This is a genomic window from Kitasatospora sp. NPDC001175 (assembly GCF_053598215.1).
Map to the genome: position 1 here is coordinate 58,690 of NZ_JBSFJU010000016.1, position 15,373 is coordinate 74,062.

A 15,373-nucleotide genomic window follows, 5' to 3' on the forward strand; every position below is an offset into this window, starting at 1 on the left:
GACCACTACCAGCCCCAGACCGGGCAGCCGCCCACCGTGCCCACCCAGCGCCGCTCGCCACCCTCGATGACACCCATGACCATTCCCCCGCCCGCACCGCCCGCCGCCACCATCCCGCCGCAGACCCCGGCCGGACGCCGGCCGATCGCCGAGCGCCTGGCGTACCTGGACAGCGCCGCCCGGCGGATCAACAGCTCGCTCGACCTGACGGCGACCCTGCGCAACCTCGGGCGGGTCGTGGTCCCGGCGCTGGCCGACGCCGCCGTGGTGCACCTGCGCGACCCGCTGCCGAACCTCGAACGCGACCCGGGCTGCCCGACCGCCCTGCGGATCCACCACGCCCACGGCACCCGGCTCGGCCGCCGCTCGCCCACCCTCCGGGTGGAGCCGGACGGAGTGCTCGCCCGAACGCTCCGCCAGCAGCTGCCGTCCGGTCCGGTGGTCCTGGGCACCCCGTCCGCCGCCGGGCTGCGCCCGCTGCTGGAGGAGCTGTACGGCGCCCGTACGATGGCCCGGCTGGCGGCGGGCACGGCGCTGCTCGCCCTGCCGCTGCGCGGCCGGAAGGCGGCGCTCGGACTCCTGCTGCTGATCCGCCGGCCGGGCAAGGTCCCGGCGCAGCAGCCCGCCGTGGCGGACCCGGTGACGGCCGCCTTCGACGCCGCGACCGCCTTCGATCTCGCGGACACCGCCACCGCCACCCACCTGGCCACCCAGGCCGGGCTCGCGGTGGACACCGCGCTGCGCTACTCCCGCGAGTGGGAGATCGCCGACGAGCTGCAGCGCAGCATGCTGCCCGCCCGTCTTCCGCAGCGGCACGGCGTCCGGCTGGCGCACCGCTACCTGCCCGGCGAGAGCGGCGCCCAGGTCGGCGGCGACTGGTACGACTCGGTACCGCTGCCGGGCAATCGGATGGCCCTGATCGTCGGCGATGTCATGGGCCACTCGCTGACCTCGGCCGCGATCATGGGCCAGCTGCGCACCAGCGCGCAGACCCTGGCCGCCCTCGACCTACCGCCGCACGAGGTGCTCTACCACCTCGACGAACAGGCCCAACGACTGGGCCACGAACAGCACTTGGCCACATGCGTGTACGCGGTCTACGACCCGATCGCGAACCGGGTGGTGCTGGCCAACGCCGGACACGTACCGCCCGTCCTGATCCATCCGGACGGCCGCAGCGAGCTGCTCGACCTGGAGCCCGGCGCGCCGATCGGGGTCGGCGGGGTCGACTTCCAGTCGGTCGAGCTGCCCGCACCGCCCGGCTCCGCGCTGCTGCTCTTCACCGACGGACTGGTCGAATCCCGGCGCCGCCCGATCGGCACCGGCCTGGAGGTGCTGCGCAGCCGCCTCGGCAACGCGGAGCCGCGCTCGCCCGAGCAGCTCTGCCAGGAGGCGCTGCGGATCCTCCCGCCCGGCGACCGGGCCGACGACATCGCGCTGCTGGCCGCCGCCTTCGACGGCATCCCGGCCGAGGACGTCGCGTACTGGTACCTCCAGCCCCGGCACGAGACGCCCGGCCGGGCCCGCCGCCTGGCCGGGCACGCGCTGCGCCGCTGGGGACTCGAACCACTGTCCGAGAGCACCGAGTTGATGGTCAGCGAACTGGTCACCAACGCCATCCAGCACGCCACTCGGCCGGTCACCCTGCGGCTGGTCCGGACTTCGGTGCTGCGCTGCGAGATCGGGGACGACAGCCCCGTCCTGCCCCGGGCCCAGCGGGTCGGACCGGAGGACGAACGGGGCCGGGGGCTGCAGATAGTGGCCAGGTGCGCGGACCGCTGGGGCGCGACCAGGCTCGGCGCGGGCAAGGTCGTCTGGTTCGAGCAGCGGCTCCCCCGGCCGGCCGAACGCGGCCGGTGAGCCGGCCGGAGCGCGGCAGGCTGCGCGGGCTGCACGCGCCGAAGGCGTACGGCTGACCGCGCCGACCCGGGCGCCCCGGACGGTCAGGTGAACCGCTCGTCCAGGCAGGCCAGTTGCCCGAGCGCCGCATGGGCGTCCGGGCCGAGGACGGTTTCGGCGAGGGACGGGGTCCGGGCGAGTCGGACGACCGCGCGGAACACGTCGGCCTGCCAGAGCATCGCGAGGGCGTCCGCCAACTCCCGTGCGGTCGCCGGGGACACGCCGCTGTGCTGGTGCCACTCCCGCAGCAGCGCCTTGACCACGGTGAAGGCCAGCCGCCGCCCCCGGACCAGTTCGCCGCGGGCGTTGAGGCCGAACACGTCTATGGTGGTGTGCCCCTTGGCCGTCAGTCCCTGATAGGCACCGGACTCCAGATAGAGCAGCAGGTGGTCGGCGGGGTCCTCGCGGGAGGGGTCGATCAGCAGGTGGGCACCGGTGACGGGGTCGCAGGGGAACTGGTCGCGCTTGAGGTTGCTGTTGCAGTAGGCGCAGGCGAGCAGGTGGTTGTGCCAGTCGAAGGTGCGCAGCGGGGCGCGGGCGATCGGCTCGAAGTGGTCGATGTCGGTGCCGAGGCTGTCGCCGCAGTACATGCAGCGGACCAGACCGGGGGCCATCCCGTGCAGCAGGGTGCGCAGCCGGGCCTTGGTGTCGCGGGCGTCGCGCCAGGCCGCCCGTCCGGTGGCGGTGGTCGCCCCGGAGGTACGGAGCACCTCGGTGCGCCGGGTCAGCTCGGCGGCCAGTCTGCCGCGCAGCTGCGGGCGCTGGAGCGGGATCACCTGTTGCCGCCTCGTCGTGAGCGGGTCTCGTCGACCCGGGCGGTGAGCGGACTGCCCAGGCGGGCACCGAGTGCGTGGTACTCGGCGATGTCGGTCTTGGAGGCCTTGCCCGTGTACAGCTTGCGCTCCAGCGCGATCAGCAGCTGCCGTTCCTCCTCGGCCTGCGGGGAGTGGGCGCTGGGCAGGGCGAAGAGCTCGGTGAGCGCGACGTCGTCGCCACTGCCGTAGGCGATGCGCTGGTGCAGGTCCTCGTCCAGGACGTAGGGCGGGGCCTGCTCGGTGGGACCGGGCAGGCGGACCAGGCCGCCGGGATCGGCCGCCTGGCAGATGTAGGGGCTGTGGGTGGTGACCAGGAACTGGACCTCGGGGAAGTGCGCGACCAGCCACTCGCCGAGCCACTGCTGCCGGGCGGGGTGGAGGTGGGCCTCGGCCTCGTCGATCAGGGCCAGGCCGGGCGCGGGGGCGGTGGGCGATTCGCCGTCGATCACCAACTCCTCGTCCGGATCGGCCGCCTGGGCGCTCCTGAGCAGGTCGAGGACGAGGGCGAGGACGCTCCTGACGCCCTCCCCGAGAGCGGCCGCCGGCAGGGTGCTGCCGCCCCGGGTGACCCAGAGACCGTCCGGGTCGATCCGGGCGATGCGGTGGCCGTCGGGCAGCAGTCCGTCGCCGAGCAGTGCGAGTAAGGAGTCGCCGCGCTGCCCGGCCAGCCAGTCCAGGCCTGCGGCGAGGCCGGCCGAGTCGTGGAGGCGGGTGGCGACGGCCCCGGCGCCCGCGGCGGGGCCCGAACGGTGCTCGGTGCAGCCACCTTCGGTCCGACTGAGCCGCCAGCGCAGTTCGTCCGCCCCGGCGCCGGTGATCCGCACCTCGCCCTCGCCCAGCCAGGACGGGTCGTCGGGCCCGTGCCCGAGCGCGTGGGCGACGGCGTGCAGCAGCGCGGTCTTGCCCGAGCCGCCCGGCCCGGCGAACACCGTCCAGCCGGCGTGCGAGCCGTCGGGCCTGGTCAGCTCCAGGTCGAGGCTGCGTTCGCCCTGGAAGCCCCCGATGTTCTCGATCCCGATCCTGGCGACGTACATGACGACCACCCCTCAACCGATCGGCACGGTGCATGGGTTGAGTACCCGTCGGCAGAGCCGCTCGAACGGCCCCGGTGGACCGCCGGGTCACGACACGATGCGGACCGGCAGATCGCACAGCGCCTCGCGCAGCGAGGCGGCGAAGCGCTCGTACTCGCCACTGCGCGCCGAGCCGGGGCGGGTGGCGAGGCCGATCCGGCGGCCGGGGGCCGGGTCGGCGAAGCGGACGGTGGCCAGCCGGTCGGTGCGACCGGCCTCGACGTCCAGGGCCGTGGCGGGCAGCAGGGTGACGCCGAGCCCTCCGGCGACCAGCTGGACCAGGGTGGAGAGCCCGGCGGCCCTGGTCGAGCCGCCCGAGGTGTCGGCACCGACCTCACGGCAGATGTCCAACGCCTGGTCGCGCAGGCAGTGGCCCTCCTCCAGCAGCAGCACGTCGAGGTCGAGCAGCACGTCCCGGGGTACGCCGGTGCGCCCGGCCAGCTCGTGGTCGGGCGGGGTGACCAGCACGAAGTCCTCGTCGAACAGCGGGATGTCGCGGGTGGGTGACGCCCCGCCGGCCGGGAGCGCGAGCAGCAGCAGGTCGAGCCGACCGGCGGCGAGCCCCTCCAGCAGCGAGGGGGTGCGCTGCTCGTGGACGTGCAGGTCCAGGTCGGGGTAGCTACGGCGGACCAGCCTGAGCACGCCGGGCAGCAGGTACGGGGCGACGGTCGGAATCACGCCGAGGTGCAGCGGGCCGGTGAACGGGCGACGGGCCGCCTCCACCTCCTCGGTGAGGTCGTACAGCGAGGCGAGCACCCGGCGCGCGTGCTCGGCCACCCGCTCCCCCAGTGGCGTGATGATGACCTTCCGCGTCGTACGCTCGACCAGCTGTGATCCGAGCGTCTCCTCCAGCGCCGCGACCGCGCCGGAGAGGGCCGGCTGGCTGAGGCCCACGGCGGTGGCCGCATCGCGGAAGTGCAGGTGCTCGGCTACCGCCAGGAAGGCCTTGAGCTGGGCGATGGTCGGGGTGCGGGACTTGGGGTGGCGCAAGATACTGATAGCTCTCTCCGATCAGATGGATCGAGTCTAGCTATTTCCCCGATCAGTGAGCGGTGTGTCAGGCTGGGATCCGTCCGCAATCCGGACGGCCCTCCCCGCAATCGCATCACACAGGAGAAGCGAACGTGCTCACGATCGGTGACAAGTTCCCCGAGTTCGAACTCAACGCCTGCGTCGACCTGGACGCCGCGAACGCCTTCGCGCAGATCAACCACAAGACCTACGAGGGCAAGTGGAAGATCGTCTTCTTCTGGCCGATGGACTTCACCTTCATCTGCCCGACCGAGATCGCCGCGTTCGGCAAGCTGAACGAGGAGTTCGCCGACCGTGACGCCCAGATCCTCGGCGTCTCGGGCGACTCGGAGTACGTCCACCACGCCTGGCGCAAGGACCACAAGGACCTGCGTGACCTGCCCTTCCCGATGCTGGCCGACGTCAAGCACGACCTGATGCGCGCCTGCGGCGTCGAGGGTGCCGACGGCCTGGCCCAGCGCGCCGTCTTCGTCGTGGACCCGAACAACGAGGTCCAGTTCGCCATGGTGACCGCCGGTTCCGTCGGCCGTAACCCCAAGGAGGTCCTGCGGGTGCTGGACGCCCTGCAGACCGACGAGCTGTGCCCCTGCAACTGGAACAAGGGCGAGGAGACCCTCGACGCCCAGGCCCTGCTGGCCGGCTGATCATGGCCCTCGACGAACTGAAGGCGGCCCTGCCGGACTACGCCAAGGACCTCAAGCTCAACCTGAGCGCGGTCATCGGCAACTCCGAGCTCCCCGCCCAGCAGCTCTGGGGCACCGTGCTGGCCTGCGCCATGGCCACCCGGAGCGCCGCCGTGCTGCGTGAGCTGGAGCCCGAGGCCAAGGCGAACCTGACCCCGGAGGCGTACACCGCCGCCAAGGGTGCCGCCTCGATCATGGGCATGAACAACGTCTACTACCGGACGCTGCACCTGCTCTCCAACAACGAGTACAGCACCATGCGCGCCGGGCTGCGGATGAACATCATCGGCACCCCGGGCGTGGAGAAGGCCGACTTCGAGCTGTGGTGCTTCGCGGTCTCCGCGATCAACGGCTGCGGCCAGTGCCTCGACTCGCACGAGCAGGTCCTGCGCAAGGCGGGCGTGGACGCCGCGACCGTCCAGGCGTCGATGAAGATCGCCGCCGTCGTCCAGGCCGTTGCCGCGACCCTCGACTCCGAGGCCGTCCTGGCTGCGCTCTGACGCACGCGACAACGCAGGAGGCCCTGCCGGACACATCGTCCGGCAGGGCCTCCCGCGTTCTCTTGGCTGAACCCGGCAGTCTCCCCGGCCGTTTCGTGCCGCCCGGTGAGCCTTCCGCGTTCTCTCGAGTGGGCCTCCGCACCGTCCGGACGCGGTCTGCAGGGCGCTGCTCGCGCCCCGGCAGTACGGCCCTACCGTTCGGCCGCCCCGCGGGCGGCTTCGAGGGCCTCGAAGACCTGCTGGCCGGCCGCGTTGCGCTGGCGCAGGTGGGAGACGACGGTGTTGGTCACCGCGATCAGCGGGACGGCCACGATCGCGCCCCCGATCCCACCGATGATCGAGCCGGTCGCCACACCGAGCACCACGCCCAGCGGGTGCACCCGGACCGCACGGCCGAGGATCAGCGGCTGGAGCAGGTGCCCCTCGATGTTCTGCACCGCGACCAGCACGACCAGCACCATCAGCGCGATGAACGGCCCCTGCGTCACCAGTGCGATCAGCACCGCGATGGTGCCGGTGACCAGTGCGCCGACCAGCGGCACGAACGCCCCGAGGAAGACGATCACCGCCAGCGGCATCGCCAGCGGTACGCCCAGCAGCTGGATGCCGATGCCGATGCAGAGCGCGTCGATGAAGGCCACGCACACGGTGCCGCGCACGTACGCGGTGAGGGTCGCCCACGCCTTCGGGCCCGCACCGGCGAGCGCGTAACGGGAGTGCCGGGGCAGGCCCCGCAGCAGCCAGCTCCAGATCCGGGCGCCGTCGTAGAGCAGGAAGAAGGTGGTGAAGGCGGCGAGCAGGACGCCGGTGAGGACCTCGACCGCTATCGTCACACCGGTGAACCCGGCCGAGGTGATCTGGTCCGAGTTGGTGCCGATCGCGTTCGTGATCTGCTTGGCGAAGTCGTTGATCTGCTGCTGGGTCAGGTGCAGCGGCCCGGTGACCAGCCACTCGCGCAACTGGTTGACACCGGCCTGGACCTTCCCGGTGACCGAGTTGAGGTTGGTGGACACCTGCCAGACCACGAACCAGCCGACCAGTCCGATCCCGGCCAGACCGCTGAGGAAGGTCGCCGCCGCCGCCAGCGAGCGGGGCACCCCGTGCCGCCGCAGCCAGGAGACCGTCGGCTCCAGCAGCGCGGAGATCAGCAACGCGGCCAGCACCGCGAAGGCGACCAGCCGCAGCATGTCCACCACCCGGAAGACCAGGTAGAGAGCCGCCGCGAGCAGCAGCAGCCGCCAGGTGCACTCGGCCGCCACCCGCAGCGTCCACGGCACCGCGTCGACCGGGTCCGCCGGACGGCCCGGTACGACGCCTTCACGGCCGTACGGCGCCTGGGTCCGCTCGGCCCCGGAGCGCCGCTCGGATCCGTCCGGCAGCGGGGAACGAGGTGCCGGGACCTGCTCCATGGACAGCAGGAAGTCGTCCGGGTCCGCTACCTGTTCCTCCACGGCGCGGGCAGCCCGGCGCCGTTCTGCCAGTGCCGCCACCAGTCGCGAGGCGAGGGCTCCAGCCCCCGACACCGCGAGCACTCTTGCGCCCCGCGCCACCTTCGACACACCGCTCCCCGATCGGCTCTTGCTACGCCGTCGGTCATCCCCGTCACGGCTGTCAGGGACGACGCTACCCGCCCGAACGGATCGGTTTCGCCGTTGGAGCGAGGTGGGCGCGGGGAATCTTCAATGTCACAGCGGCAAAAATTATCTCAATATCGGATAATTCGGCGGTTTCGGACCGCGGTTCCACGGGGAGGGGTCGGGTGTAACAGAGGGCCAACTGTCGGCGGACCGGCCGGTGCCGGGGCAAACCAGGACCCTCCCCGGCCCCCGCGTCCGCATCTGGACCGCACCGCCCACCGGCGTCATGGTCAGCGCAGCGCTGGGCGGCGCGGCCCGCAGTTTTCCGGCCCGCAGCTCTTCCGGCGCGAAGCGTGTCCGACCCGCGGCGTGTCCGGCCCCGGCAGCACTCAGGACCTCCGGGCCCGCGGAACGCCGAGAGGCCCCCGACCACGGTCGGGGGCCTCTCGGCGAAGCGGCTGCGCTCCTAGTACCACTGGTGCGCCTGCCAGAAGGACCAGGCGCCGCACGGCGAGCCGTAGCGGTCGTTCATGTAGTTCAGGCCCCACTTGATCTGGGTCGCGGGGTTGGTCCGCCAGTCCGAGCCGACCGAGGCCATCTTCGAACCCGGCAGCGCCTGGACCAGGCCGTACGCACCGGAGCTCGCGTTGGTCGCGGTGTAGTCCCAGCCGCTCTCGCGCTTCACGATCTGACTGAAGCACTGGAACTGGCCGGAGTCGCCGATGATCGAGGCGGCCATTGCCTGGACCGAGCCGGGGTCGGTGGCGACGACGGCGGCCATCTCGGTCCGCGCCTTGGCGCGGTTCGCGGCCTCCTCGTCGGCCTGCCGCTTCTCCTCGGCGGCCTTGGCGGCCTTCTCCGCGTCGGCCTTCGCCTGGGCGTCGGCGGCGGCCTTCTGGCGCGCGGCCTCGTCGGCGGCCTTCTTGGCGGCGGCTTCCTGCGCGGCCTGGTCGGCGGCTGCCTCCTGAGCGGTGGCCTGCTGCTTGAAGTTGTCACTGACGGTCTGTGCGTGAGCGCCCGTCGGGACGTCGGCGAGCAGGGTGGCACCTGCGACGTCGACCGTCTGGGTGTTCTTGCCCTCGCTACCGGACGCCACGCCGACGACGGCACCTACAGCGGTGACCGCGGTGGCAGAGGCCACAGCGACTCCCCGGACCGAGATCCGAGTCACATGGTTTCCTTCCAGCATCGCCCGCGCGTGACCGTTCGGACGCAACATGCCCCTTGGCGCTGGTCCCCACAGGTGCTGGTCACGGGAGACTCGGGCCCGGCGCCGGGCCGAGACTGAGTCGGACAGGCGTGTGGATCGGGCGGCATACGGCTCAAGCGGTGTTCAGTTGTCCGCCCGCCGACCGGAGTTGCCGGGCGAGTTGTGCCGTACGCGGGGCCTGACAGAACCCTCACCATGCCGCACCAGGACGTGTCTACGCAATTCCCGGTTGCGTGGCGCATCTCACAATTCCCGCGAGCAGCGGGTTTGCCGGTACTCCAGAGAAGGGACAGTCAGGTGTGGTGACAGCCAAGGGACCTGCCGCTATGCGGCAGGTCCCTTGATCCAGTTTTAGGGTAATTTGCCCCGGTGTGGCGTGTCATTGACCACCCGTTCGCCTCCGGGCGCCCCGGGCCGGCGCGCCGTTCGGCTCGGGCCGGTCTCAGGGCTGGATGTCCTCCAGCATCTCCGTCACCAGGGCGGCGATCGGCGAGCGCTCGGAGCGGGTGAGTGTGACGTGCGCGAACAGCGGGTGGCCCTTGAGCTTCTCCACCACCGCGACCACGCCGTCGTACCGACCGACTCTCAGGTTGTCGCGCTGGGCGACGTCGTGGGTGAGCACCACCCGCGAACCCTGGCCGATCCGGGACAGGACGGTCAGCAGGACGTTCCGCTCCAGGGACTGCGCCTCGTCCACGATCACGAACGCGTCGTGCAGCGACCGCCCCCTGATGTGGGTCAGCGGCAGGACCTCCAGCATCCCCCGGGCGATCACCTCCTCGATCACGTCCGGGGTGGTGACCGCGGACAGGGTGTCGAAGACCGCCTGGGCCCACGGACCCATCTTCTCGGCCTCGCTGCCCGGCAGGTAGCCCAACTCCTGCCCGCCGACCGCGTACAGCGGACGGAACACCATCACCTTGCGGTGCTGCTGCCGCTCCAGCACCGCCTCAAGGCCGGCGCAGAGCGCCAGCGCGGACTTGCCGGTGCCCGCCCGGCCGCCCATCGAGACGATGCCGACCTCGGGGTCGAGCAGCAGCTCCAGGGCCACCCGCTGCTCGGCGCTGCGGCCCCGCAGCCCGAACGCCTCGCGGTCCCCCCGGACCAGCCGTACCCGGCCGTCCTGCGTCACCCGGCCGAGCGCCCGGCCGCGCTCCGAGGTGAGCACCAGGCCGGTGTGCACGGGCAGTTCCTCGGTACCGTCGACGTCCACCGCGACGTCGTGGCCGGCCCCGAACAGGGCGTCCACCTGGTCGCCGGACACATGCAGCTCGGACATCCCGGTCCAGCCCGAGGTGATCGCCAGCTCCGCGCGGTACTCCTCCGCCAACAGCCCGACCGAGCTGGCCTTGATCCGCAGCGGCAGGTCCTTGGAGACCACGGTGACGTCGTAGCCCTCGGCCTGCAGATTGCGGGCGACCGCCAGGATCCGGGTGTCCGCCTCGCCTCCGCCCGAGCGGTACCCGGCCGGCAGCGCGGAGGGGTCGGAGTGGTTGAGCTCGACCCGGATGGTGCCGCCGAAGTCGCCCACCGGGATCGGCTCGTCGAGCCGGCCGTGGCGGATGCGGTAGTCGTCCAGCAGGCGCAGCGCCTGGCGGGCGAAGTAGCCCAGCTCCGGGTGGTGCCGCTTGGCCTCCAGCTCGGTGACCACGACCACCGGGAGGACCACCTCGTGCTCCTCGAAGCGCGTCATGGCGAACGGGTCGGCCAGGAGCACGCTGGTGTCGAGAACGTACGTGCGCCGGTCTGGTGTCCGACGGCTCTTGGTACTGACCACTAGGCCTCCCGAGCGGATGACCCAGCGTCACCCGCGGCAAGCCGGTCCCCGCGACCCCGGTGGCCGGGGTACCGGTCTGACTGGGGTATTCCCAGGCGAACCATGGTGCATACCCGCCGCACGGAACTGACGGATCATTGTCGGCGAACGTTTACCCGAACGCCTCACGGGCAGACGATCTGAACTCGATTCAGCGCCCCGGCGGCTTGGAACCGACGTCCGTCACAGGCCCAGTCGGCGGTGGCGCAGCTGGTAGTCGCGCAGCGCGCGGAGGAAGTCGACCTTGCGGAAGGCCGGCCAGTACGCCTCGCAGAAGTAGAACTCGCTGTGGGCGCTCTGCCAGAGCAGGAAGCCGGACAGACGCTGCTCGCCGGAGGTCCGGATGATCAGGTCGGGGTCGGGCTGGCCGGTGGTGTAGAGGTGTTCGGCGATGTGCTCGACGGTGAGGATTTCGGCCAATTCCTCGATCGAGGTACCCCGGCCGGCGTGCTCCTGGAGGAGCGAGCGGACGGCATCGGCGATCTCGTGCCGGCCGCCGTAGCCGACGGCGACGTTGACGGTGACGCCCTGGACGTGCTCGGTGGCCTGGGCCGCCTGCTTGAGCACCTCCGCGGTGTGCTCGGGCAGCAGGTCGAGCGCGCCGACCGGGTTGACCCGCCAGCGACGGGCCTCGGCCAACCCACGGACCGCGTCCTCGATGATCCCGAGCAGCGGGACCAGTTCCTCGGCCGGGCGGGAGAGGTTGTCGGTGGAGAGCATCCAGAGCGTGACGACCTTGACGTGCGTCTCGTCGCACCAGCCGAGGAACTCGCTGATCTTGTCCGCCCCGCGCTGGTGCCCGTACGCGGTGGTCCCGCCGGTCGCCTTCGCCCAGCGGCGATTACCGTCCAGAATGACCCCGATGTGGTGCGGGGTGTTGTCGAGGTGCACCTCGACCCGGCGGCCGTAGAGCCGGTATGCGTTGTCCAGCAGGCTGCGCAGACCCGGCGTGCGCTCGACCACATCGCGCAGACCCATGACGTTCGGCCCCTCCGTGCTTGGTCCCCCGGTGCGACTAAAAACCCCCGCCGCAGCCTACTCCCGCACGGGTGCACGAAGGTAAAACCGCACGTAGCGAACCTGTCACAAGAGTGAACAGAAACCCTCGGCCCTATGTGGATCCGATGTGGCCGTGGTCGCGGGCGGCCCCGACTCGGTCGCGGCCGCCATGGACACGGAACGGTCACCGGTTCCTTAACCGGGCCGTAAGTCGGGTTCCGGATGCTTGACGCCCACCATTGGTCTAGTCCAGTTTTCTGCGTGAGGGCGGCGGACGGCGGCGCGTACCGACCCCGCCCCCGACAGCCCTACCGCGGACCACCCTCCCCCACACGGAGCCGTCGCGCCCCCACCGCGGCGGCTCCCCTCTTCCCACGGAGCGCCTCCATGGCCCGTACGCTGCAGCCGCCGTCCCACCGGCGCCGCCGAAGCACCCTCCCCACGGCCCTCGCGGCCGGCACCACCGCGCTCGCCCTGGCCGGCGGCGGCCTCGCGCTGTTCACGGGCAGCGCCGGCGCGGCGGTCGGCGACCTCGTCGCCAACGGCGGCTTCGAGACCGGCACGCTCGCCGGCTGGAGCTGCGCCGGCACCGCGAGCGCGGTCTCCTCCCCGGCGCACTCCGGCTCGTACGCCCTGCAGGGGACTCCGGGCGGCTCGGACACCGCCGACTGCCGGCAGACCGTCAGCGTGCTGCCCAACACCCGCTACACGCTGAGCGGTTGGGTCCAGGGCCCGTACGTCTACCTGGGCGTGAGCGGCACCGGCGGCACGGACCCCTCCACCTGGTCCAGCCAGAACGGCTGGAACCAGCTCAGCACGACCTTCACCACCGGCGCCGGCACCAGCGCCGTCACGGTGTACGTGCACGGCTGGTACGGCCAGGGCGCCTACGGCGCGGACGACATCACGCTGACCGGCCCTGCGGGTACCTCCTCCCCGACGCCGGCCCCGAGCACCTCCTCCTCCCCGTCGAGCTCGCCGTCCTCGTCGCCCGGCGGGCCGAGCAGCAGCCCCACCTCGGCCCCGAGCGGCAGCTCCAGTCCGGCGCCGAGCTCCTCCCCGAGTTCGTCGCCGACCGGCAGCCCCCCGCCGAGCGGGCCCGCCACCCCGCCGAGCGGGCCCCTCCCGGCGCACTTGCTGACCGGCTACTGGCAGAACTTCGACAACGGCGCCACCGTGCAGCGGCTGCGCGACGTGCAGAGCGCCTACGACATCATTGCGGTCTCCTTCGCGGACGCGACCGGTACTCCCGGCGCGATCGGCTTCACCCTGGACCCGGCGCTCGCGAGCAGGCTGGGCGGCTACACCGACGCGGACTTCAGGGCCGACATCGCCGCCGAGCACGCGGCGGGCAAGCGGGTCGTGCTTTCGGTCGGCGGCCAGAACGGCACCGTCACGGTGAACAGCTCCGCCACCGCCGACAACTTCGCCACCAGTGCGTCCGCCCTGATCCGCAGCTACGGCTTCGACGGTGTGGACATCGACCTGGAGAACGGTGTCGACCCCGTCCACCTGGCACAGGCGCTGCACACCCTGCAGAGCAAGGTCGGCTCCGGCTTCGTACTGACCATGGCACCGGAGACCATCGGGATGTACAGCACCTCGGGCGCGTACTTCCAACTGGCGCTGAACACCAGGGACATCCTGACCGTCGTCAACACCCAGTTCTACAACTCCGGTGGGATGAACGGCTGTGACGGCAAGGTCTACAACCAGGGCACCGTCGACTTCATCACCAGCCAGGTCTGCACCCACATCCAGGGCGGTCTGCGTCCGGACCAGGTCGGCATCGGGGTCCCCGCCTCCGGCAAGGCGGCGGGCGGCGGTTACGTCGACTCCACCGTGGTGAACCACGCGTTGGACTGCCTGGCCACCGGCACCAACTGCGGCAGCTTCGTCCCGCCGGCCAGGTGGCCGGCCATCCGCGGCGCGATGAGCTGGTCGACCAACTGGGACGCCGCCAACGGCAACGACTTCTCCGCCAACGTGGGCGCCCACGTCCACGCGATGCCGTGACCCCCTCGGGACGCCGCCTTTCGAGGGTGGGGCGGTGTCCCGGCCGAGGCCCGTCGTGCCCGCCGGGTGCGGCGGGCCTCCTGGCCGCGGTTACCGCGGCCCCTACCTTGGTCGGGCCGCGGCGGCCGGTCGGGCCCCGCTCTTCAGGAGGGAGACCGCACGGTCGTAGGCGGAGTCGCGGTGGCGGCCGAACTCCTCGTCGGTGAAGACCGGTTCGCGGTACTGCGGCGGGATGCCCGGCCCGTCGAACGTGCGCCCGGAGGGGGTGCGGAACTCCTCGTTGGGCAGGCCGATCTGCCAGCCGTTGGGGAGGGTGCGCTCCAGGACGTCCGAGAAGACGCCCTGGGTGGACTGGCCGATCCGCACCGAGCCGCCAGGGCGGTCCATCAGCGCCTGGGTGAACGTCTCCCCCGCGCTGACCGTGGACCCGCTGGTCAGGACCGCGACCGGGCCGGTGTAGCGGGCACCCGGGGTGGGCTGGACGACGATCGGCTGTGGACGCGTGAACGCGCTGGGATCGGCCGGATCGTCACGCGTCACCTTGCCGTACGCGAGGTACCCGCGGTCGGTGAGCCGCGAGGCGATCTGCAGGCCGAGGCTGTCGGAACCGCCGCCGTTGATCCGCACGTCGATGATCAGACCGCTGAGCCGGGCGGTGCGCTCCGGGGTGAGGATGTCGTCCAGCGCCCGCTGCAGCTCGGCGCTGTTGGCGGCGTAGCTGTCGTCCGGGTCGTCCGTGTAGCCGCCGAAGCCGGAAATCCTGAGGTAGCCCTGGCTGTTCGGCAGGTCCGCGTAGCCGATCCGGCCCTTGGCGTAGGACCGCAGCTGCCCTCCGCCGAGGTCGCGCTCCTCGATGTAGGCACGGAGCCGGTCGTCCAGCTCACTGCTCGGCACGACCGTGCCGGGGCGGCCCTGGGCGAAGCGACCGGTGCCCTTGGCCGCGATGTAGACGTGCGCGTCGTACAGCGGCCGGACCATCTCGCTGAGGACGGCGAACAGTTGGGCGTCGCTGGTCCGCGCGTTGATCTGCGGCCGGTAGTGCTCCCTGACGGCGTGCCAGTCGATGCCCTTGGCAGCGAAGAAGGGGTAGTTCTCCTCGAACGTCTGCCAGAAGACGTCGAAGGTGGCCACCCGATCGGCCGGCGCGGGCCGACCGCAGTCGGCGGGCAGGGACGGAACGCGGTGCAGCATGCGATCGCCGGGTGAGCCGTCGACGTGCAGGGCCGCGCCGGCCTGGCCGGGCAGTACCCGGACGGTGAGGACCGTTGCGTCGGGGCCGGTGAAGGTGACCGACCCCGGGGCGGTGTGCGAGCGCTGGGCGTCGTCGCCCTTGAGGCAGCTGATCGAGGTGGTCTGGTAGGTCTGGAGGTGGTCGCCCGCGATGGTGAGGACGGTGCCGTAGCCGTCCATCCGCCAGGTGCCGTCCGCCCAGTGGGAGGCCGTGGCGTCCGGTGGATGGCCGGCGGCGCTCGCCGGCTGGGCGCCCAGGGCCGATCCGCCCGTGATGACGAGCAGTGCGGCTGTGAGAGCGGTCCTGGCGGAAGAGTTCCTGAGCGGCATGGTCGAGCCTCCCCGTGCTTGGCCTGACGCCGTACGGCGTCCGGTGACCATGCTCCCGACGGCGCCCCCGGAGTGGCGATGGTGCTGGCTACCGAGTTCGGGTGGTGCCTGCACCACCCTGCCAGGACCCCCCGTACGGATGCGCCGGGTACACCACGTGGGCGCCCGGGTGTGCCGGGGCGGCCGCCTCTTG

The 15,373-nt window shown here is 71.9% G+C and carries 12 protein-coding genes; 4 read left to right on the forward strand and 8 right to left on the reverse strand.

Features of this window, described 5'->3' with window-relative positions; translation table 11 throughout:
• Positions 1-75: 75 nt before the first annotated feature.
• Positions 76-1,860 carry an ATP-binding SpoIIE family protein phosphatase gene (locus ACWDAK_RS14580; RefSeq protein WP_427393568.1) on the forward strand — a complete coding sequence of 595 codons (1,785 nt, stop codon included), beginning with the start codon at positions 76-78 and terminating at the stop codon, positions 1,858-1,860.
• Between the two features lie 83 nt (positions 1,861-1,943).
• Here ACWDAK_RS14580 and ACWDAK_RS14585 read toward each other — a convergent pair whose 3' ends face one another.
• From ACWDAK_RS14585 to ACWDAK_RS14595, 3 genes are all read right to left on the reverse strand, one after another.
• A complete protein-coding gene (locus ACWDAK_RS14585) occupies positions 1,944-2,675 on the reverse strand; it encodes an HNH endonuclease (RefSeq protein WP_427393567.1) in 732 nt (243 codons plus the stop codon).
• Positions 2,672-3,748 carry an AAA family ATPase gene (locus ACWDAK_RS14590; protein ID WP_427393566.1) on the reverse strand — a complete coding sequence of 359 codons (1,077 nt, stop codon included), beginning with the start codon at positions 3,746-3,748 and terminating at the stop codon, positions 2,672-2,674. The genes ACWDAK_RS14585 and ACWDAK_RS14590 overlap by 4 nt, the downstream gene beginning before the upstream one ends.
• Positions 3,749-3,835: 87 nt before the next feature.
• Positions 3,836-4,777 carry a LysR substrate-binding domain-containing protein gene (locus ACWDAK_RS14595; protein WP_427393565.1) on the reverse strand — a complete coding sequence of 314 codons (942 nt, stop codon included), beginning with the start codon at positions 4,775-4,777 and terminating at the stop codon, positions 3,836-3,838.
• Between the two features lie 134 nt (positions 4,778-4,911).
• Here ACWDAK_RS14595 and ACWDAK_RS14600 point away from each other — a divergent pair, with 134 nt between their 5' ends.
• Together ACWDAK_RS14600 and ACWDAK_RS14605 are read left to right on the forward strand one after the other, a co-directional pair.
• Entirely contained in the window at positions 4,912-5,463 is a 552-nt protein-coding gene (locus ACWDAK_RS14600) for a peroxiredoxin (protein ID WP_344638681.1), read from the forward strand.
• Between the two features lie 2 nt (positions 5,464-5,465).
• Positions 5,466-6,002 carry an alkyl hydroperoxide reductase gene (locus ACWDAK_RS14605; RefSeq protein ID WP_344638682.1) on the forward strand — a complete coding sequence of 179 codons (537 nt, stop codon included), beginning with the start codon at positions 5,466-5,468 and terminating at the stop codon, positions 6,000-6,002.
• Between the two features lie 191 nt (positions 6,003-6,193).
• Here the strand turns inward: ACWDAK_RS14605 and ACWDAK_RS14610 are convergent, their stop codons facing one another.
• The 4 genes from ACWDAK_RS14610 to ACWDAK_RS14625 all read right to left on the reverse strand — a co-directional run bounded on the left by ACWDAK_RS14610 (position 6,194) and on the right by ACWDAK_RS14625 (position 11,583).
• Entirely contained in the window at positions 6,194-7,561 is a 1,368-nt protein-coding gene (locus ACWDAK_RS14610) for an AI-2E family transporter (protein WP_449806467.1), read from the reverse strand.
• A gap of 484 nt (positions 7,562-8,045) precedes the next feature.
• Positions 8,046-8,750: an aggregation-promoting factor C-terminal-like domain-containing protein gene (locus tag ACWDAK_RS14615; RefSeq protein WP_449806468.1), complete on the reverse strand. Its 705-nt coding sequence runs from the start codon at positions 8,748-8,750 to the stop codon at positions 8,046-8,048.
• Between the two features lie 481 nt (positions 8,751-9,231).
• A complete protein-coding gene (locus ACWDAK_RS14620; RefSeq protein WP_344638685.1) occupies positions 9,232-10,566 on the reverse strand; it encodes a PhoH family protein in 1,335 nt (444 codons plus the stop codon).
• A 222-nt stretch (positions 10,567-10,788) separates the two neighbouring features.
• The gene (locus tag ACWDAK_RS14625) at positions 10,789-11,583 is read right to left on the reverse strand and encodes an isoprenyl transferase (protein WP_344638686.1); all 795 of its coding nucleotides are present in this window, start codon (positions 11,581-11,583) and stop codon (positions 10,789-10,791) included.
• 408 nt (positions 11,584-11,991) lie between these two features.
• On the opposite strand from ACWDAK_RS14625, the gene ACWDAK_RS14630 reads away from it, so the two are divergent.
• The gene (locus ACWDAK_RS14630) at positions 11,992-13,620 is read left to right on the forward strand and encodes a chitinase (protein ID WP_427393563.1); all 1,629 of its coding nucleotides are present in this window, start codon (positions 11,992-11,994) and stop codon (positions 13,618-13,620) included.
• 102 nt (positions 13,621-13,722) lie between these two features.
• On the opposite strand, the gene ACWDAK_RS14635 is transcribed toward ACWDAK_RS14630, so the two are convergent.
• A complete protein-coding gene (locus ACWDAK_RS14635; protein ID WP_427393562.1) occupies positions 13,723-15,180 on the reverse strand; it encodes a S41 family peptidase in 1,458 nt (485 codons plus the stop codon).
• Between the last annotated feature and the right edge of the window lie 193 nt (positions 15,181-15,373).

What these genes read in the sequence shown, in the direction of transcription:
- ACWDAK_RS14580 (WP_427393568.1), top strand. Translation starts at nt 76, where the DNA reads ATGACCATTCCCCCGCCCGCACCGCCCGCCGCCACCATCCCGCCGCAG.
- ACWDAK_RS14590 (WP_427393566.1), bottom strand. Translation starts at nt 3,748, where the DNA reads ATGTACGTCGCCAGGATCGGGATCGAGAACATCGGGGGCTTCCAGGGC.
- ACWDAK_RS14605 (WP_344638682.1), top strand. Translation starts at nt 5,466, where the DNA reads ATGGCCCTCGACGAACTGAAGGCGGCCCTGCCGGACTACGCCAAGGAC.
- ACWDAK_RS14625 (WP_344638686.1), bottom strand. Translation starts at nt 11,583, where the DNA reads ATGGGTCTGCGCGATGTGGTCGAGCGCACGCCGGGTCTGCGCAGCCTG.
- ACWDAK_RS14630 (WP_427393563.1), top strand. Translation starts at nt 11,992, where the DNA reads ATGGCCCGTACGCTGCAGCCGCCGTCCCACCGGCGCCGCCGAAGCACC.
- ACWDAK_RS14635 (WP_427393562.1), bottom strand. Translation starts at nt 15,180, where the DNA reads ATGCCGCTCAGGAACTCTTCCGCCAGGACCGCTCTCACAGCCGCACTG.